The 18,305-nt window shown below is 68.6% G+C and carries 16 protein-coding genes; 10 read left to right on the forward strand and 6 right to left on the reverse strand.

All coding sequences use genetic code 11. The annotated features are described in order from the left end of the window. Positions 1-6: 6 nt before the first annotated feature. Entirely contained in the window at positions 7-936 is a 930-nt protein-coding gene (locus AC6CH0_RS08465) for an NADP-dependent oxidoreductase (protein WP_498099670.1), read from the reverse strand. 26 nt (positions 937-962) lie between these two features. Then, positions 963-2,045 (reverse strand): alkene reductase, encoded by a 1,083-nt coding sequence (locus AC6CH0_RS08470; RefSeq protein WP_498099672.1) that lies wholly within the window; start codon positions 2,043-2,045, stop codon positions 963-965. 100 nt (positions 2,046-2,145) lie between these two features. Here AC6CH0_RS08470 and AC6CH0_RS08475 point away from each other — a divergent pair, with 100 nt between their 5' ends. Continuing rightward, complete coding sequence (locus tag AC6CH0_RS08475; protein ID WP_498099674.1) at positions 2,146-2,685, forward strand: MarR family winged helix-turn-helix transcriptional regulator; 540 nt, start codon at positions 2,146-2,148, stop codon at positions 2,683-2,685. Here the strand turns inward: AC6CH0_RS08475 and AC6CH0_RS08480 are convergent. Continuing rightward, entirely contained in the window at positions 2,682-3,056 is a 375-nt protein-coding gene (locus tag AC6CH0_RS08480; protein ID WP_498099676.1) for a hypothetical protein, read from the reverse strand. The two genes, AC6CH0_RS08475 and AC6CH0_RS08480, sit on opposite strands and share 4 nt — an antisense overlap. A gap of 80 nt (positions 3,057-3,136) precedes the next feature. Then, complete coding sequence (locus tag AC6CH0_RS08485) at positions 3,137-3,979, reverse strand: aldo/keto reductase (protein ID WP_498101078.1); 843 nt, start codon at positions 3,977-3,979, stop codon at positions 3,137-3,139. Positions 3,980-4,138: 159 nt separating this feature from the next. Between AC6CH0_RS08485 and AC6CH0_RS08490 the strand changes: the two genes are divergently transcribed. Both AC6CH0_RS08490 and AC6CH0_RS08495 read left to right on the forward strand, forming a co-directional pair. After that, positions 4,139-4,636, forward strand: coding sequence for a DUF2975 domain-containing protein (locus AC6CH0_RS08490; RefSeq protein WP_498099678.1), 498 nt, complete (start codon positions 4,139-4,141; stop codon positions 4,634-4,636). Then, the gene (locus AC6CH0_RS08495; protein WP_498099680.1) at positions 4,636-4,905 is read left to right on the forward strand and encodes a helix-turn-helix domain-containing protein; all 270 of its coding nucleotides are present in this window, start codon (positions 4,636-4,638) and stop codon (positions 4,903-4,905) included. The genes AC6CH0_RS08490 and AC6CH0_RS08495 overlap by 1 nt, the downstream gene beginning before the upstream one ends. Before the next feature lie 36 nt (positions 4,906-4,941). On the opposite strand, the gene AC6CH0_RS08500 is transcribed toward AC6CH0_RS08495, so the two are convergent. Continuing rightward, entirely contained in the window at positions 4,942-6,522 is a 1,581-nt protein-coding gene (locus AC6CH0_RS08500; RefSeq protein ID WP_498099682.1) for a PucR family transcriptional regulator, read from the reverse strand. 146 nt (positions 6,523-6,668) lie between these two features. Here AC6CH0_RS08500 and lysA point away from each other — a divergent pair, with 146 nt between their 5' ends. The 7 genes from lysA to AC6CH0_RS08535 all read left to right on the forward strand — a co-directional run bounded on the left by lysA (position 6,669) and on the right by AC6CH0_RS08535 (position 16,076). Then, positions 6,669-7,979 (forward strand): diaminopimelate decarboxylase, encoded by a 1,311-nt coding sequence (gene lysA / locus AC6CH0_RS08505; RefSeq protein ID WP_498099684.1) that lies wholly within the window; start codon positions 6,669-6,671, stop codon positions 7,977-7,979. A 43-nt stretch (positions 7,980-8,022) separates the two neighbouring features. Further along, entirely contained in the window at positions 8,023-8,958 is a 936-nt protein-coding gene (locus AC6CH0_RS08510; protein WP_498099686.1) for an ABC transporter substrate-binding protein, read from the forward strand. Next, entirely contained in the window at positions 8,955-9,932 is a 978-nt protein-coding gene (locus tag AC6CH0_RS08515; protein WP_498099687.1) for an amino acid ABC transporter permease, read from the forward strand. Before AC6CH0_RS08510 ends, AC6CH0_RS08515 begins: the two co-directional genes overlap by 4 nt. Then, positions 9,929-10,732 carry an amino acid ABC transporter ATP-binding protein gene (locus tag AC6CH0_RS08520; protein ID WP_498099689.1) on the forward strand — a complete coding sequence of 268 codons (804 nt, stop codon included), beginning with the start codon at positions 9,929-9,931 and terminating at the stop codon, positions 10,730-10,732. The genes AC6CH0_RS08515 and AC6CH0_RS08520 overlap by 4 nt, the downstream gene beginning before the upstream one ends. Before the next feature lie 92 nt (positions 10,733-10,824). Beyond that, complete coding sequence (locus AC6CH0_RS08525; RefSeq protein ID WP_498099691.1) at positions 10,825-12,861, forward strand: N-acyl-D-amino-acid deacylase family protein; 2,037 nt, start codon at positions 10,825-10,827, stop codon at positions 12,859-12,861. Between the two features lie 178 nt (positions 12,862-13,039). Then, positions 13,040-14,326 carry a DUF2254 domain-containing protein gene (locus tag AC6CH0_RS08530; RefSeq protein WP_498099693.1) on the forward strand — a complete coding sequence of 429 codons (1,287 nt, stop codon included), beginning with the start codon at positions 13,040-13,042 and terminating at the stop codon, positions 14,324-14,326. 157 nt (positions 14,327-14,483) lie between these two features. After that, positions 14,484-16,076: an ABC-F family ATP-binding cassette domain-containing protein gene (locus AC6CH0_RS08535; RefSeq protein WP_498099695.1), complete on the forward strand. Its 1,593-nt coding sequence runs from the start codon at positions 14,484-14,486 to the stop codon at positions 16,074-16,076. Positions 16,077-16,086: 10 nt separating this feature from the next. Here the strand turns inward: AC6CH0_RS08535 and AC6CH0_RS08540 are convergent, their stop codons facing one another. Then, the gene (locus tag AC6CH0_RS08540; protein ID WP_498099697.1) at positions 16,087-18,234 is read right to left on the reverse strand and encodes an NHL repeat-containing protein; all 2,148 of its coding nucleotides are present in this window, start codon (positions 18,232-18,234) and stop codon (positions 16,087-16,089) included. Positions 18,235-18,305: the final 71 nt, after the last annotated feature.

Here is an 18,305-nt window from a genome sequence, read left to right on the forward strand (position 1 = left end):
CCGCTTCTACGGCGTGAGCACGACCTTGCCGCGCACTGCACCCGCGGCACCGAGCGCGTGCACCCGCGCGAGCTCCGACAGGGCGTGGCGCGCGCTCACGTCGACCCGCAACTCGCCGGCGTCGACCAGCTGCGCGAGCTCGCCCAGCTGCGTCGCGTCGCTCCGCGCGAAGACGCTCACGGTGCGGATGCCGGCGCCGGCGGCGGCCTCGCCTGGCGTCGTCGTGGAGACGAACGTTCCGCCGGGCTTCACGAGCGCCACGAGCGCCGCGGTCTGCTCGGGTGTCGTGCGAACGAGGTTGAGCACCACGTCGACCGGCTCGGAGACTGCATCGATGACCGGGGTCACCGTGTAGTCGACGACCTCCGCGGCGCCGAGCGCACTGACGATGTCGCGGCTGCGCGGACCGGCCGTGGCGATCACGGTCGCTCCGGCGCGGGCGGCGAACTGGATCGCAAACCCGCCGACGCCGCCGCCCGCCCCGTTCACGAGCACGCGTTGCCCCGTCTGAACGTCGGCGTGATCGACGAGTGCCTGCCAGGCGGTGAGCCCGCTCGAGGGGAGTGCCGCGGCGTCTGCGAGTGGGATCGAGCTCGGCGCCGTCGCGAGCAGTGCCGCGGGAACGGCGACGAACTCCGCGGCGGAGCCGGCCGCCGTCATGGGGAGGAAGGCGATGACCTCGCGACCGACGAGCTCCCCTGCAACGCCGGTGCCGACCTCGACGACCGTTCCGCTCAGATCGATGCCCGGAGTATGCGGCAGGTCGATCGGGAAGGCATCGGCCATGAGGCCGGCGCGAATGACGGCGTCGACCTGGTTGAAGGCGGTGCCCGCGACGCGCACGAGCGCCTCGCCCGCTCCCGGGACGGGACGCGGGATATCGACCGCTTCGAGCACGGTGGGGTCGCCGTAGGCGGAGAACTGGATGGCACGCATGATGTGGTTCCTTTCGTTCGGGTGGATCACGCCGCGAGGCGCGGGTAGTCGGTGTAGCCGTGCTCTGCGCCGCCGTAGAGCGTGGCGCGGTCGGGCTCGTTCATCGGGGCGCCGGCGCGGATGCGCGCGACGAGGTCGGGGTTCGCGAGCGCGAGGGCGCCCACGGTGACGACGTCGGCGAGTCCGTCGCGCACGTCCTGCGCGCGGCGATCGAGGTCGGCGCCCGCCCGATTCAGCACGAGCCCGCCGTTCCAACGCTCGCGGATGCCTCGGAGCAGGGCCTCGTCGCCGAGGTGCACGACGTGCAGGTAGGCGAGGTCGAGCTGAGCGAGTTCGGCGACGAGGGCGTTGTACAGCTCCGCGACATCCGCTTCGACGATGTCGCCGAGGGGGCTGCCGGGGCTGATGCGGTAGCCGACCCGGTCGGCGCCGATCTCGTCGACCACGGCGGCCGTGACCTCGAGGGGGAACCTGATGCGAGCGGCGATGTCGCCGCCGTACCCGTCGGTGCGCAGGTTCGCGTTGGTGCTCATGAACTGCTGCAGCAGGTACCCGTTGGCGCCGTGCAGTTCCACGCCGTCGGCGCCGGCGTCGACCGCGAGGCGGGCGGCCCGACGGAAGTCGCTGATCGTCTGCGCGAGGTCGGCGTCGGTCATCGCACGTGGTTCGGGCATCGGCTGAGGCCCGGTTGCGGTGAACATGTCGCCAGCAGCGGCGATCGCCGACGGGGCGAGCGGAGTGCGACCGTGCGGCGTGTTCGAGGGGTGCGCGATTCTGCCGACGTGCATGAGCTGGATGACGAGCGATGAACCCGCCGCGTGCACCGCGTCGGCGATGCGGCCCCACGCTTCGGCCTGCGCCTCGGTGTGGACGCCCGGCGTCGTGAGGTAACCCTGGCCGTCTTCCGATGGCTGGGTGCCCTCGGTGATGAGCAGGGCGAGCGACGCGCGCTGCGCGTAGTAGGTGCGCGTGAGGTCGGTTACCCGGCCGTCGGCGGTCGCTCGGCTGCGAGTCATCGGGGCCATGGCGAGCCGGTGCGGAAGGGGGATGCGGCCGAGCCGGGTCGGAGCCCAGAGGGCCTCGGTCGTGTCGGTGTCTGCGGTGGTCATGACAACTCCTTCGAATTCGAACCAATGTGTTCTGCATTCGAAACGAGCATCGGGGCGCGTTTATTTCCAATTCGAAACATCAGTTTCGTAGGATGTGGGTATGCCCGACGTCGACCGTCCACCCGAGCTGCCCGCCGAGTTCGGGGTGTACTTCGCGCTCCTCGAGGTGAGTGCCCTCGTGCAGCACGGAGTGGAGCATCAGCTTCGAACCGAGGGCGACCTGAGCTTCACCCAGTTCCAGATCCTCGCGATCCTCGGTGAAGACCCCTCCACGACGTGCACGATGACCGACCTCGCCGACCGGCTCGTGCACAGCCGCAGCGGCTTGACCTACCAGGTCGGTCGGCTTGAGCAGGCCGGCCTGGTCGAGCGTGCGCCATCCGTCGACGACGAGCGGAGCGTGCACGCCGCGCTCACGCCCCGGGGTTCCGCCCTGCTCGCGCGAGTGCTGCCTGGGCACGTCGAAGTGGTGCGCGACATCCTGGTCGACGCACTCGACGACGACGAGCGCGATGAACTCGCTCGACTGCTCACGCTCGTCGGTCGCCGAATGCGATCACGGCCGCCCCGCTCGGCGCGGCGCTCCCCGTCGGGCAGCTCGGCGGGGGAGGTCGCCGAAGAAGAGGCGGATGGCGCCTAGCCGAGTGCGACGAGGAGGCTCAGCAGCGCGAGCACCGCCGAGAGCGGTGCCATCGTGAACCGCTCGGGCTTGCTGCGCGAGATCGCGTTCATCGCGATGCCGAGCACGAAGTAGCCGAACACGATCCACATGCCGACCGTCGACACGCCGTCGGGCACGGCGTCGAGCATGCCCGCCCGGTCGAGGGCGAGCACGGCGATCACCGCGTAGATGAGGATCGACACCGCGCTGCCGATGCGCAGCTTCGTTGGCAGCACGCGATGCTGGCCGCCCCACGCGAACCGGCCGATCGGCGCGCCGAGCGCGAGTGCGCCCTGCAACACCGCGAGTACCCCGAGAATCGCGGTCAGGGCGATGGCGGCGGCGGGCATGCCGCGAGCCTATCGGGCGGCTGCGTCGGGAGTGCGTCGTCGACCTGCCGCAGCGAGTGCCTCCGTGAACCCCGTCGCTGCTACGCCTCGGGAATCGTCAGGCTGGACGTCTCGGTTGAGATGGAGTCGGGCTCCGGCCCGCCGCGCACGCCCGTGTCGAGTCGGTCGATCGCCTCGAGCTCGGCGCCGGCGAGCCTGAAGTCGAACACGTCGAAGTTCTCGGCGATGCGCTGCTCGCGCACAGACTTCGGAATGGCCGAGCGCCCGTGCTGCAGATGCCAGCGAAGCATGACCTGCGCCGGCGTCTTGCCGTGGTTCACGGCGATGCCGCCGATCACGTCGTCGTCGAGGGTGCTCGCCCCTTCACCGCGGTAGAACGTGATGCCGCCGATCGGCGACCACGCCTGCGTCAGGACTCCGTGGGCGTCATTCGCGGCGCGCACCTCTGGTTGGGAGAAGTACGGATGCACCTCGACCTGGTTCACCGCCGGCACGACCGTCGTCTGCTCGAGCAGCGACTCGAGGTGCTCGGGCATGAAGTTGCTGACGCCGATCGAGCGCACCCGGCCGTCGGCGAGAAGCCGTTCGAGCGCCCGATACGCGTGCACGGTCGCGTCGAATCGCTTCGGCATCGGCTGGTGCAGGATGAGCAGGTCGAGCGTGTCGACGCCGAGCTTGCGGGTGCTCTTCTCGAAGGCGTGCAGCGTCTCGTCGGGGCCGTAGTCGCTGATCCAGACCTTCGTCTCGATGAAGACCTCGTCGCGGGCGAGGCCCGAGCGGCGGATCGCCTCGCCGACGCCGCGTTCGTTGCCGTACGCGGCGGCCGTGTCGATGTGGCGGTAGCCGATGCGGAGGGCGGATGTCACGGCCTCGATGGTCTCGTCGGGCGGCGTCTGGTAGACGCCGAACCCGAGGGACGGCATCGTGATTCCGTTGTTCAGCATGAGGGTGTCGGTCACCCCTTCGACGCTAGGCGCATTCGCTCGATCCGGGTGCGCGGTCTGCGCCTGTCGGAAGATCGCCGGCACGCGACATCCACTCAATCGATTGACAAACGATAGATACATCATGAAAATCGATGCATGCAGAGAATTGATCGAGTGGTCGTGCCGCTCCGCGTGTTGCTCGTGCTGGTCTTCGCCGGGCTGCTCGTCGCCCAGCTCCTGAGCCTGCCCGGCGAGTTCTCGCAGATGGCGCGCGAGAACCCCGATGCGGGAGCCATCCCGTGGCTGCTCCTGACCTTCGCGATCCTCGAGGTGCTCTGCTTCCAGATCGTGATCGTCTGCACGTGGCGGCTGCTCACCCTCGTCAGGTCAGACCGCATCTTCAGCTCTGAGTCCTTCGCATGGGTCGACGCGATCATGTGGACCGTTGCCGCGGCCTGGCTGCTCCTGGCGGTCGTGGCCGCATCGTTGATCGCCATCATCTACTTCACGCCCGAGCTGCGCGATCCGGGCACCCCCATCCTGCTGACCGGCATGACGCTCATCGGCGCCGTCGTCGTGCTCGTCGTCGTGGTGCTGCGGGCGCTGCTGCGGCAGGCCACCGTGCTGCGAACGGATCTGGAAGACGTCATCTGATGGCCATCATCGTGCGCATCGACGTCGAACTCGCGAAGCGGAAGATGAGCGTCGGGGAGTTCGCCGAGCGGGTCGGGCTCACCCCTGCGAACGTGGCCGTCTTGAAGAACGGCCGCGCCAAGGCCGTGCGCTTCACCACTCTCGACGCCATGTGCCGGGTGCTCGAGTGCCAACCCGGTGATCTGCTCGAGTGGGTCGAAGACGATGATGAGGGCGATGAGGGCGACGACAACCGGTCGACCGAGCCGTCGCGATCGTCGGGCGCCTGATCTGCCGACCTGCCGACCTGCCGACCACCGCTGAACTCAGATGCTGGGCGTCGAGTCAGGACCTTGGTGATCCGCGCGAAGTTGCAACCACAACGCGAGGCGCTGATCGGCGTGGTCCAATCCGATGCCGTGGGCCTCGTTCGCCCGACGCAGCCGATGACGCACGGTGTTCTCGTGAACGCCGAGGCGGTCGGCGGTCTGCGCGATGTTGCCGAAGCACTCGAGCCAGACGAGCAGTGTCTCTGCGATCGGCCGGGTGGATTCCATGGCCTGCACGGCCTCGACCGCGGGGTCGCGCAATTCGTGCGCTGCCGCGAAGATCCTCCCCGCGCGTTCGACGACGAGGGACGGACGCAGGCTTGCCGCAGTCACGATCCGCGGCATGCCAGGGTCGGCGCTGCGCGCCGCGACGTCGAGCAACCGGCCGGCGAGCTCGCGAGCCGCAGCGACGTCGCCGGAGCGGTGAGCGGGCCCGGCGATCGCCACTCGCGCGCCATCGCCCACCAGTCGATCGACGAGGGGGAGCAATGGCGTCGCGACCGTCGCAGCCTCGTCGACGGTGCTCGCGGCGAAGAGCGTGTAGACCCGCCCCCGGTGCGGCACGGCGACCGCGTCGGGCCGTTGGAGCGCGAGATGACGGATGACGGTCGAGCGCAGTTGGGCGATGGTGGTCGGGCCGGCGCCGGGCACGTCGAATGCGAGCAGCGCAGCACCCCGCTCCTCGGGGATGCCCAGCTCGGCGAACTCGGTTCCCGTCAGGTCGATGCCGGTCAGCAGGGTTCGCAGGCGGTCTTCGCGGGGTCGCTGATTCGTCGCGTGCACTCGCAGGTCGTCGAGCAGGTGCGCCCCGGCGAGCTCGCTGGCGTGCCGCATGCGGCGCTCCTGCTCGGCGGTCAGGCTCGACTCGCCCGACGCATCGATCGCCCAGATGCTGCCGAGCGGGAGTGAACCCGCTCGGATCGCGAACGCGACTCGAGGTTCCTCATCGCCGAGGCGAGGGTAGCTGATCGGCCGATCCGAGCGCAGGACGGTGCGATATTGGTCGTCGTTGTACGGGGATGCCGGCACCTGACGCGCCAGGATGCCGTGCGTTCGCAGTGCGTCGATGACCTGACCGGGCACCGAAGAGTAGGCGAGGATGTTGCGGCTCAGGTCTTCGACCGCGACTGAGCCGCCGAAGAACTCGGCGAGTTCGTTCGCGATCGCGAAGAGCGGCTCCGAGCCCCGGTCCTGTGGTGCCGACAGCAGGGTGTCGGCTTCGCCGAGCAGATGCGTGAGTTGGGCGTCGAGGAGGCGCCAGCTGATGCGGTCGCTCACGCGGAGGAGTGCCAGGCCCGTCGATTCGGCGATCGCGGCGAGCGCCTGGACCCGCTCGGCACTGCACTTCACCGCGAGTCCGGCGGCGCCGTGCTCAGCGGCGACGGCGGCGAGTGCGCCGATGCGTGCGGTGCTCAGCGAACTGGTCGACGGGGCGAGCAGCAGGGTGCCCGACGCATCCGCCGGCTCATCGGCGACGTCGAGGAACTCGGTGCCGGTGACGGCGACCCGATCACCGATCGGCCCTATCGCGGTGAGCGTGCGCGGGCCGAGCTGCTCGACGAGCTCGGCGAGGCTCACTCGAGCCTCGGACGAGCGGGCAAGCTGCGTTGGAGAATTCACTGCGCCCATGGTGCAAAGTTATCCGAAATCGCCAACCAAACACACGCGCGATGTTTCTAGGCTGGCCCCGGTGAACGCGATGACGCGTCGCCGAAGGAGGAACGATGACTGCGACCCGGCCCGCGCCCGACGGCACCCGCCTCGGCGAACTCTGGCGAATCCTGCCCGAGGAATCGACCGCGAGCGCCGACGGGGTGCTCGAGATCGGGGGAGTGGCGGTCACCGAGCTGGCCGAGCGATTCGGCACTCCGCTGCACGTCTACGACGAGGTCGGCTTGCGCCGGCAGATTCGACGCTTCATCGATGGACTGCGAGTCCGGTGGCCCGATTCCGATGTGCTCTTCGCCTCGAAGTCGCTGCCGGCGGTCGGCATGTATCGAGTCGCGTCCGAGGAGGGGCTCTCGATCGACATCGCCGGGGGCGGAGAGTTGCAGCTCGCGCTCGCCGCGGGCGTCGACCCCGATCGACTGTTCTTCCACGGCAACGCGAAGACCGATGCCGAGCTGCAGATGGCCCTCGACGCCGGCATCGGCACGATCATCGTCGACAACGACGACGAGCTCGACCGTCTCGAACGACTGCTCGAGAAGCCCCAGCGGCTGCTGCTCCGGGTCATTCCCGGCGTCGAGGCGAAGACGCACGCCTCGCAGGCGACTGGCGGCTCGAATTCGAAGTTCGGTCTGCCGGTGGACCAAGCGGAGCGCGCCATCGCGCGCATGCTCGCCCACCCCTTGATGGACTTCGGAGGGGTGCACCTCCACATCGGCTCGCAGATCCTCGACACCGCGCAGTTCGCCGAGGCCGTTGCCAAGATCTCGACGGTCGGCGCGTTCCCCACCTACGACGTGGGAGGCGGGCTCGGCGTCAGCTACACCTATGACGAGCACGCGCCGAGTGTCGAGTCCTATCTCGACGCCATCGTCGCATCGGCGATGGCGGAGCTGCCCGCCGGCTCCCGCCTCCTGATCGAACCGGGTCGATCGATCGTCGCGCGGGCAGGAGTGACCCTCTACCGGGTCACGTCCGTCAAGCGCACGGGACGCACCTTCGTGGCGGTCGACGGCGGTCTGGCCGATCAGATGGACGTCGCGCTGACGCAGCAACGGTACGAGGCGATCATCGCCGATCGACTGCTCGAGCCGTGGGCCGAGACGGTGCAACTCGTCGGACGCCAGTGCGAGTCGGGCGACCTGCTCGTCGACGGTGCGCCGATGCCGCCGGCCCACGTCGGCGACCTCGTCGTGATGATGGCGACGGGTGCCTACGCGTACACGATGTCGAACAACTACAACGGTGCGCTGAAGCCGGCGATCGTCTTCGTCAGCGATGGCGAAGCGCGGCTCGTGACGCGCCGGGAGACCTATGCCGACCTGCTCGCAACCCACGCGCCGGCGCGCGCCGACGTGCTGGTCTGACCACCCGACCCCCTGAGTACCCCGACGACGACAAGGAAGTCACATGAAGGCACGCACCACGACACTGCTCGGAGCGGCGACGCTCACAGCGGCTGCTCTGCTCCTCAGCGGATGCTCCGGCATCACGGGGTCCGGTGAGGCCGTGGCATCCGGCCCCGACCTGCCGGTCGACGATGAGATCTCGACCACCGTCGATGCAGCGCTCACCGAGCTGCTGCCCGCCGACATCGTGGAGAAGGGGCGCATCGACATCGCCGTCGACATCCCCTTCCCGCCGATGGCGATGTACGACGACTCGAACCGGGCGATCGGCTTCGACCCCGAACTGGGACGTCTTCTCGGCCAGAAGCTCGGCATCGACGTCTCGCTCAACAAGCAGGCATTCGACTCGGTGATCCCCTCGCTCCAGGCGGGCAACAACGACATCATCATGAGCGGCATGAACGACACTCCCGAACGCCAGGAGACGGTGAGCTTCGTCGACTACACGCACGGAGGATTCGCGATTCTGGTGCCGGCCGGAAATCCCGATGACATCACGACCCAGACCGACCTCTGCGGCGCGACCGTTTCGGTGCAGAAGGCGACGGTGCAGGGCGACCTGTTGCGGGCGATGGACTGCGGATCCGACCCGGTGATCGTCACCGAACTGCCGTCGGACCTCGACGCCCAGACGGCGCTGCGGGCCGGCAAGAGCGATGCCTATGTCGCCGACGCCGTGGTCGCCGAGTACGTGGCGGCCACGACCGACGACGGCGAGGCGTTCGATGTCGTGCGCGACCCGGAGAATCCGGCCGGCTTCAACCCGGTCTACAGCGGCATCGGCGTGCTGAAGGCCGAGACCGAGCTGATCGACGCGATCCAGCAGGCACTGCAGGCACTCATCGACGAGGGCACGTACCAGCAGGTGCTCGAGCGCAACAACATCGGCGCCTATGCGGTCGAGTCGGCGGAAGTGAACCAGGGGTCGGCCCAATGACCCTGCTGGGGCACGCTCCCAGCGAGCTCGGAGCGGATGCCACCGACGACGATGTCGTCGCCATCCCGCTGCGGCGACCGTGGCGTTGGATCGGCGCCGGGCTCGTGCTGCTGCTCGCCGGAGCTTTCCTGTACTCGGTGCTCACGAACCCCAACATCGACTTCTCCGCGATCGGCGAATTCCTCTTCGATCGGCGCATCCTCGAGGGGGTCGGGCTGACCCTGTTGATCACCTTGATCTCGATGGTCGTCTCGACGGTGCTCGCCGTCGTGGTCGCCGCGATGCGACTGTCGTCGAATCCGGTGCTGTCGACGGTGGCGTGGTTCTACGTCTGGGCGTTCCGCGGCACGCCGCTCCTCGTGCAGATCGTGCTCTGGGGCTACCTCGGCCTGCTGTACGAGAAGCTCTCGCTCGGCATCCCGTTCACCGACGTGGTCTTCTGGCAGGTCGACACCAATCAGCTCATCAGCGCATTCGTGGCCGGCTTGCTCGCCCTCACATTGAACCAGGCTGCGTATTCGTCGGAGATCGTGCGGGCCGGCATGCTGTCGGTCGACGAGGGTCAGCGGGAGGCGGCGTACTCACTCGGGATGTCGCCGCTGTACACCTTCCGGAGGGTGCTCCTGCCCCAGGCGATGCGGGTGATCATCCCGCCGATGGGCAACGAGACGATCTCGATGCTGAAGAACACCTCGCTCCTCTCGGTCATCGCCGTGCTCGAGATCTACACGCAGGCCACGGTGATCTCCTCGCAGAACCTCAAGCAGGTCGAGTTGCTGATCGTCGCGAGCCTCTGGTACCTCGTCATGACGAGCGTGTTGTCGATTCCGCAGTACTACCTCGAACGACGGTACGGCCGCGGCACCTCGCGCGCGCTGCCGCCCACCCCACTGCAGCGGATGCGCCGAGCATTCGCCTCCCGTCGGCCCGGCGTCGCGCCGGCGCCCGAGACCAAGGCGGTCAGCGTCATATGAGCATCACCGTTCCCGGCGATCCGTCGGCAGTGACATCCGACCGTGCGCTCCTCGAGATCCGCCGAGTGCGCAAGAGCTTCGGCGCTCACCAGGTGCTGCGTGACGTCTCTCTCACGGTGCCGGGAGGCACCGTGACCGTACTGCTGGGGCCGTCGGGCTCGGGCAAGAGCACGCTGTTGCGCTGCATCAACCACCTCGAGACGATCGACGGCGGTCGCATCATCGTCGACGGCGAGCTCATCGGGTACCGCCAATCCGGTCATACCGCGCACGAGATGACGCCGCGGCAGATCGCCCGGCAGCGGCGAGGCATCGGCATGGTGTTCCAGAGATTCAACCTGTTCCCGCACATGACGGCACTCGAGAACATCGTCGAGGCGCCGATCGGCATCGCCGGCCGCCCCCGGGCGCTCGCGAAGGCCAGAGCGAAACAGCTGCTCGACCGGGTCGGGCTCGCCGACTTCTCGGCGCACTACCCCGCCCAGCTGTCGGGCGGACAGCAGCAGCGGGTCGCGATCGCCCGCGCGCTGGCGATGGATCCGAAGCTGATGCTGTTCGACGAACCGACGAGCGCCCTCGACCCCGAGCTCGTGGGGGACGTGCTCGATGTCATGCGCGAGCTCGCGAACGATGGCATGACCATGATCGTCGTGACCCACGAGATCGGCTTCGCACGCGGTGTCGCCGACCAGGTCGTGTTCATGGACGGGGGTGTCGTGGTCGAGTCGGGTCGTCCGGAAGCGGTGCTCGACGACCCGCAACGCCAGCGCACGCGGAGCTTCCTCGAGAGCGTGCGGTAGCGAGAGCGGCAGTGAACCGGACGCCGGTCGGCGCTCCGAGCAGATGGTCTGTGCCCGGCGACGTGCCGGGCCACGAAGGAAGAGGTGGAACCGTGGAACAACGTCGTTCGCGTGTCGTTCGCGAGAGCAACTTCGAGAATCTCAGTGCGCCCCGGCCGCCCGGAGGCGCGTTCCCTCGCCGATACGGCCGAGCCCTCCTCGTCGCAGCGGTCGCGGCGTTGACGGCGGGGTCGCTCGCAAGCCCGCTCGCTGGGCCGGCTGCAGACGCGAGCGCGGCACGACCGGCGGCCTTCGACGTGGTCATCCACGGGGGAACGGTGTTCGACGGGACAGGGAGCCCCGGCAAGGTCGTCGATGTGGGCATCGCCGACGGCCGCATCACGAGGATCGGCGACCTCTCGCGGGCAGTGGCCGACGCCAGATATGACGCAACGGGACTGTACGTCACGCCCGGATTCATCGACGTGCATGCGCACACCGATACCGGCGATGCGCTCGCCCTCGCGAAGAGTGCCTTGACGCAAGGGGTGACCACGGAAACACTCGGCCCCGACGGTGTCGGTCGTTCCGACATCGCTGCCCAGCTGGCTGAGCTGGACGCCCGAGACAAGGCCATCAACGTCGCACCGTACGTCGGCTTCAACACGGTGTGGGCAGACACCGTCGGGGAAGCGAACGTGCGCCCGACCCAGGCCCAGATCGAAACGATGCGCACTGTGCTCCGCGACGCGATGGCGGATGGGGCATGGGGAGTCTCAAGCGGGCTGGGCTACCCGCCCGCGAGATTCGCCGAGACCGGCGAGGTGATCTCGGCGCTGCAGGAGGTCGGGCCGTGGCGGGCGATGTTCAGCGATCACATGCGCGATGAGACGAACTTCGTGGTCGAGTCGACGCAGGAGAACCTCGCCATCGGCGCGGCGACCGGGCTGATGGCCGAGGCGACGCACATGAAGGTCGCGGGGCCATTGAATTGGGGGGAGTCGGCCACGTTGCTGCAGCTCCAGGCCGAGGCTCGGGCGAACGGCCACCATTCCGGCGGCGACGTCTATCCGTACACGGCCGCCCAGACCGGCCTGTCGTTCTACATCCCGTCATGGGCACAAGACGGCGGCACCGCGGTCATGCTCGCCCGCTTCGAGGACCCTGCTCAGCGTGCGCGAATCGACGCGGAGGTATCGGCATTCGTGGTCGACGATGTCGGCGTGCCCGAGAACATCGCCTTCCCGGCGCTCGGCAACGCAACGCTCGGCGACCTCATGGCGGAGTACGGCGGGGTGACGATCGGCGAGGCGGTCATGCGAATCCTCCAGGAGCACGAGGGAGACATCTCCGCGGTCATGCAGATCGGCTCGGAAGGCGATCTCAGCAACTTCCTGCAGGATCCGTTCGTCGCCATCTCCTCTGACGGCGGCGTGACCGAATCGGCGGCGACGCATCCGCGGCACTACGGCTCCTACCCACGCGTGCTCGGTCGTTACGTGCGGGAACTCGGGGTGTTGAGCTGGGAAGAGGCCATTCGAAAGATGACCGGCCTTCCGGCGACTATGCTCGGCATGGTCGATCGGGGCTTCATCGCCGAAGGCATGGCCGCGGACATCACGATCTTCGATCCGAGCTCGATCATCGATCGGGCCACCTTCGCCGAGCCGAAGCAGTATGCGGAGGGCGTGCGTTGGGTCTTCGTGAACGGTGCACTGGCGCTTGATGGTGGCGAACCGACGGGTGTGCACTCCGGCGAGGCGCTGCGGCGAGCTTCCAGCATGCCGACGCGGCCGCAGAACGGCGGTGAGCGAGTGGCTGTAGCGGCCACCGGCACCGTGACGCCCGTCGACGGGTCGCGCCCGATCAAACTGAACATCGCACTCAACCAGCGAGCCGGTACCGGCACCGCTCGAGGAGCGCTCGTCGTGCACGGCCCCGACGGTGCTGCGTTCCACGGCGTGCGATACGGCGTGCTCCAGACCGCAGAGGAGTGGTCGTCGATCACCGGGATCGGTCGGGACGGGCACGGAGTCGAGCACGCGTTCGTCGTCATCGTGGACGGACGTGACCCGCTCGCGGATGCCGGCGAGACCCGTGTGACGATCAGGATCGATGGCGTCGGCGAGACGTACGGCGCACTCAGGTAACGCCCCGTCGAACGCGCCCGGCGACCTGCTCGAGTGGGTCGCCGGGCGACCCGTCAAGCCCATAGCCGCAATCTGCGAGCGTCAGTAGCCTGAGGCGACGTCACTCCGCGAGACCAGTCGAGACGCAGCGTCGAATCACGGCGATCGGCTGGTGTCCGGTGCGTCGCGAAGGAGCGGCATGCAGAACACCGTCTACAAGGCAGTGCGCAACATCTCGACGGCGCTGTGGCTGATTCCCGTGCTCTGCGTCCTGGTCGGCATCGCGATCTCCTTCACGACGATCGCGATCGACCGGGCCACCGACTACGAACTCCTGCCGGCGGATATCGTCGGCGGCCCCGAGGCCGCCCTGGAGATCCTCACGACGGTCGCCACGTCGATGGTCAACCTCACCGTCTTGGTCTTGACCATCGTGTTGGTCGTGGTGCAGCTCGCGATGGGCCAGTTCTCACCGCGGATCGTGCAGCGGCTGCTGCGCGACCGGCCGAGCCAGTTCGCCATCGGGCTGTTCGTCGCGACGTTCGTGCACACGCTGCTGACCATCCGAGAGGTCGAGATCGGCAGCGGCGACGATCCCGGCCAGGTGCCGGGCGTCGCGATCGTCACGACGTTCCTGCTCTCGCTCGTCAGCATCGCGGTTCTCGTGGTGTACATCCACCACATCGGCCAGGCGCTCCGCGTCTCGGCGCTCGTGGAGATCGCGGGCGAAAACACGCGAAAGATGGTGCACAAGGTCTACCCGAACGAGGAGTCGGTGCCCGATGCCGACGACCCCGCCGTCGTCGTGGCAGAGCAGTCCGGCGTCGTCACGTCGATCAGGTACGAGAAGCTCATCGCCGCAGCGCGGCGGGCCGGATGCGCGTTGGAGCTCGTGCCCGCACTCGGCGAGTTCGTCCCATCGGGCGGCCGGTTGTTCAACGTGCACGGCGACCCGATGCGTCTCGACCGACGGAAGGTGCACGGCTCCATCGTGCTCCGCCCGGAGCGCACGTTGGAGCACGATGTCGCGTACGGGGTGCGCTTGCTCGTCGACATGGCGATCCGCGCCCTCTCCGACGCGCCGTGGCAGGACCCGACCACGGCGGTCCAGGCCATCGACCGTCTGCACGATTGCCTGCGCGAACTGGTCAGGCGGGAGTTCCCGGACGGACGCCACTACGACGAAGACGGGGAGCTGCGCCTGACGGAGAAGGTGATGACGTGGGGCGACTACGTCACCCTTGCCTTCGCCGAGGTCCGAATCGCCGGCGTCGGCTCGCCGCAGGTGGCGCGTCGCATCCACTCGGCGCTGGACGACCTGCTCGCGGTGGCTCGCGAGGATCGGCGCCCGCCCCTGGCGCTGCAGCGGCGCCTCCTGCTCGCCGCGGTCGAACGGCAGTATGCGGATACCAGTGACATCGAGCTCGCCTCCGGTGTCGACGGCAGTGGGATCGGCGCGACGCTCCATGGGGGAGGCAGGCTGTAGGTCTGCTGCGGCCTCCGCCCCGGCGTTCTCGGGCCGTCGTCAACCCGGGCGCAGCGGTCAGGCGCTGGAGCGTTCGTGCAGGCGGCGTCGGTAGAGTTGGCGCGCGGCTCGAGGCATCCGTCTCGCCGCCCGATTCCTCTCGAACGCTAGGACCCCCGTGAGCCTGATCCGCCTGAACGACGTGAGCATGGAGTTCGACGGGCGACCGGTGCTGCGAGAGGCGTTCCTCAAGCTGCGACAGGGCGACCGCATCGGGCTCATCGGCAAGAACGGCACCGGGAAGACGACCTTCCTCGAGCTCGTGCTGGGCCGGCAGGAGCCCACTGACGGCACCGTCGACGTCACCCTCGGCACACGGGTCGGCTACTTCTCGCAGTTCTCCGAACTCGATGGCGAGCAGAGCACGCAGCAGACGCTGAGTGCGCACTTCGCTTCCGTGCACGAGACGCAGGCCAGGCTCGACGAGATCGGCATGCAGCTGGCCGAGCCGATGACGGATGCCGCGATGACGACGCTGCTCACCGAGCAGGGCGAACTGTTCGAGCGCATGGACGCGATCGGCGGCTGGACGTACGAGAACACCATCGACACGGTGCTCACGAGCCTCGGTTTCGACGAGGAGCGGCGACACCTGCCCGTCGACCGGTTGTCGGGCGGATGGCGCAACCGCGCCGCACTCGCGCAGATCCTCGTGCAGGCGCCCGATGTGCTGCTGCTCGACGAGCCGACGAACTTCCTCGACCTCGACGGCGTGCGCTGGATCGAGGGGTGGCTCGGCGGTTTCACGGGCGCGGTGCTCGTGGTCTCGCACGACCGGCAGTTCCTCGACGGCGTCGTGAACCGCATCATCGAGATCGAGAACTACCGGCTGCAGGAGTACGAGGGAAACTACTCGGCGTACGTGCACGCGAAGCAGTCGCGGCTCAAGATGCTCGAGCGCCAGTTCGCGCACGAAGAGGAACTGCTGGCCTACGAGCAGGCCGCGTCGGCCGCGCGTCGTGAGGCAGCTCGCAATCCCTCGAACGCCGTCGCACGCCGTCTCGCCGACATCAAGAAGCGCCAGGCGCCGCGCCCGATCGACCAGATCATCACCGGTATCTACGACGGGCTGCGGGTCAGCAACGACCTGCTCACGGTCACTGGGCTCACGAAGGGCTTCAACGGCGCGCCGCTGTTCGAGAACCTCTCGTTCGACCTGCAGCGCGGCGATCGGGTGGCAGTGCTCGGTTCGAACGGCTCGGGCAAGTCGACGCTGCTCGACGTGCTCACCGGCGAGACTGAAGCGGATGCCGGCACGGTGCGCTGGGCGAAGGGCGCCCGGTTCGTGTCGTACAACCGGGTCTACGCCGAGTTGAACCTCGACGACACCGTCGGTCACGCCGTGAACGCCTACCCCGATTCGCTCGCGTTCACGGCGACGAAGAAGAGCGTGAACCGCTTTCTTGCGATGCTGCAGTTCTCGGAGGCAGACCTGCAGCAGAAGATCGGCACCCTTTCGGGCGGCCAGCGTGCCAGGGTCGCCATCGCCCAGTGCCTGCTCTCGGGCGCGGCGGTGATCGTGCTCGACGAACCGACGAACCACCTCGACATCACCTCGACCCAGGTGATGGAGCGCGCGCTCACGCACTTCCCTGGCGCGGTCGTCGTGGTCTCGCACGACCGCTTCTTCGTCGACAAGCTCGCCGACCGGCTGCTCGTCTTCGACGGCACGCCGCACGTCACCGAGACGGCGGCGACCGGAGCGCTCTGACTCGTGCCCCTCAGCCGACCGCGCGCCGCCTGAGGAGCAGGACGATGCCGCCGGCGACGAGCAATGCGATCGCACCGGCGGCGGTCACGAGCATCGAGTGCTCATCGGCGCCGCTCGCGGCGAGCTGAGGGCCGGGCACGACTCCAGGGTCGGGTGTGCCGCCGGCGCCGGTCGGTGCTGCGATCGCGGTCGGAGCCGCAAGTCCGAGGAACGCGACGATCTGATGACCGCCGGGGTTGGACTGCACCGGCACCTCGAGCCAGTTGTTGGTGACCCAGACGTTGCCCGACTGGTCGACGGCGGTGGCCGTATTGCGGGTCAGGCCGTCGAAGAAGAATCCCGTGACATCCGGTGAGATGGGGTCGCCGGTGGTGAGCCCAGGAGGGCACGTCGACGGGTCGGCGCCGCAGAACGCCGAGAGTCGCTTGCCGGCGAAGTTCGCGACCCAGACGTTGCCGTCGCCATCGGTCGAGATGCCCCAGGCGACCGTCGTGCCTCCGCCCTCGAACTCAGTCGTCGTGCCGTCGGGGGCGATCAGGGCGACCGAGCCGAGCACCTCGTCGAGGCCGCTGACGTCGCCGTCGGCGAACGGGCCGGTGCCGCCGGGCGGCGTGGGGCAGGGGAGCGTGATGAGGCTCGAGTTCGACACCCAGACGTTGCCCGCGGCATCCCGGGCGAGGCCCATGGGGTTGTCGAAGGCCGGGTTCGCGCCCGGCGATTCGGGGAGCAGGTTGCCGTCGTAGTCGACCATCGCGACCGAGCTGTTCACGATGCCCGAGATGACGAGTCCGCGCCCGTTGTCGACGATGTCGAACGGCTGCTCGAGCCCGAGCCGGTCGTAGGGGAGGTTCAACGCCTTCGTCGGATCGGCGTCGGGGTAGACCGTCACCGAGTCGTTGCCGCAGTTGGCGGTCCAGATCGAGCCGTCGCCGGCGAAGGTCATGCCCTGCGGCCAGAAGATGTCACCCTGCGTGAATCCGGTGTCGGGTGAGATCGGCACCCCCTCGGCAGTGAAGGCGGAGTTGCTGTTGTGCGGCGGTTGGTCCGCCTCGGGGCAGAGCGGCGCGGGGGCGGCGAATCCGAAGTTGCTCACCCAGACGTTGCCGTTCGCAGGATCGAGCGCGATGCCGTAGCCGACACCGCTGAGCCCGCCGCCCGTGAAGGTCATGAACTCGCCCGTCGGCGAGACGCGGAACAGCTTGTCGGAGTCGCAGACGGGCGTGTTCGGGTCGGCGGCGTACTGGTAGTTGTTGTTGACCCAGATGTTGCCCTCGTGATCGATGGCGAAATTGCCCGGGCCGCCGAGCGACTGACCGTCGCCGTCGAAACGCAGGGCGAGGGTCCACGCTGCAGGGGGCGAAGCGAGCACGGGCTGGTCCGCCGGCAGGGTGACGACGCCGGTGAGGGCGAAGACGCGCGCCGGGTCGGTGGCCGGCGCGCGTGCGATCGACGCGAACGCCCGGAAGGTGTCTGTCGGTGCTGCCTCACCGGGCGCGGCAGCGGCCTCGAGGAGGGAAGCGCAGATCCCGGTCGGGTGTGCGATCGGGTCGGCGAACGGCACATTGACGCAGCCCACGAGTGCGGCGGTCAACGAGTCGAACGCTGCCAAGGTCGAGGTCTCGGAGCCGTTCGGCGAGGTCGTCAGTACCTCGCTGAGCCCGCCCGTCAGGGGATCGGCGACGTTGGTCGCCATCGCAGCGGAGTTCCGCACTCCCGGTGCGAGCCCCGTGACGTTGTCGGGCGTGACGAATTGCGCCATCGCGTAGGCCATCGCCACCGTCGTGCGTTCGTTGAGCGTGACGGCGCTCGTGGGGAGACCGGCGGGCAGCGCGACAGCCAGCGTCGCCGAGGGGCCGGCGGGGTCGGTCGGGCCCGTCGCCGTGAGGTACGCGATGCCGTCGACCGGAATGCTGTCGGCGAATGCGACCGAGAAGGCACCGGATGCCGCGGCGGTCGTCGTCGCCACCGGCGCGGTGCTGCCCGTCAGCCACGCATCGACGGTCCATCCGGACCAGTCGCTGAGCGCCTCGGCTCCGTCGTAGACGGTGTCGATCACCCCCGACACGGTCGTCGGTGCCGCCTCGGCGGCCACAACGGGGCCGGAGCCGACGGACGCGATCGCGGCGGTCCCACCCCCGAGCACCGTCGCGACGCTCACTCCAGCAAGTACAGTCCACCCCAGCGCTCTACGCATGCCCGCCCCATCGTTCACGACCTCGTGCTCGCTCT

The sequence above is a fragment of the Agromyces sp. GQ35 genome (assembly GCF_059758475.1).

Coding starts and splice junctions, on each gene's coding strand:
- AC6CH0_RS08465 (WP_498099670.1), bottom strand. CDS start 936: ATGCGTGCCATCCAGTTCTCCGCCTACGGCGACCCCACCGTGCTCGAA.
- AC6CH0_RS08470 (WP_498099672.1), bottom strand. CDS start 2,045: ATGACCACCGCAGACACCGACACGACCGAGGCCCTCTGGGCTCCGACC.
- AC6CH0_RS08475 (WP_498099674.1), top strand. CDS start 2,146: ATGCCCGACGTCGACCGTCCACCCGAGCTGCCCGCCGAGTTCGGGGTG.
- AC6CH0_RS08480 (WP_498099676.1), bottom strand. CDS start 3,056: ATGCCCGCCGCCGCCATCGCCCTGACCGCGATTCTCGGGGTACTCGCG.
- AC6CH0_RS08485 (WP_498101078.1), bottom strand. CDS start 3,979: ATGCCGTCCCTCGGGTTCGGCGTCTACCAGACGCCGCCCGACGAGACC.
- AC6CH0_RS08490 (WP_498099678.1), top strand. CDS start 4,139: ATGCAGAGAATTGATCGAGTGGTCGTGCCGCTCCGCGTGTTGCTCGTG.
- AC6CH0_RS08495 (WP_498099680.1), top strand. CDS start 4,636: ATGGCCATCATCGTGCGCATCGACGTCGAACTCGCGAAGCGGAAGATG.
- lysA (WP_498099684.1), top strand. CDS start 6,669: ATGACTGCGACCCGGCCCGCGCCCGACGGCACCCGCCTCGGCGAACTC.
- AC6CH0_RS08510 (WP_498099686.1), top strand. CDS start 8,023: ATGAAGGCACGCACCACGACACTGCTCGGAGCGGCGACGCTCACAGCG.
- AC6CH0_RS08515 (WP_498099687.1), top strand. CDS start 8,955: ATGACCCTGCTGGGGCACGCTCCCAGCGAGCTCGGAGCGGATGCCACC.
- AC6CH0_RS08520 (WP_498099689.1), top strand. CDS start 9,929: ATGAGCATCACCGTTCCCGGCGATCCGTCGGCAGTGACATCCGACCGT.
- AC6CH0_RS08530 (WP_498099693.1), top strand. CDS start 13,040: ATGCAGAACACCGTCTACAAGGCAGTGCGCAACATCTCGACGGCGCTG.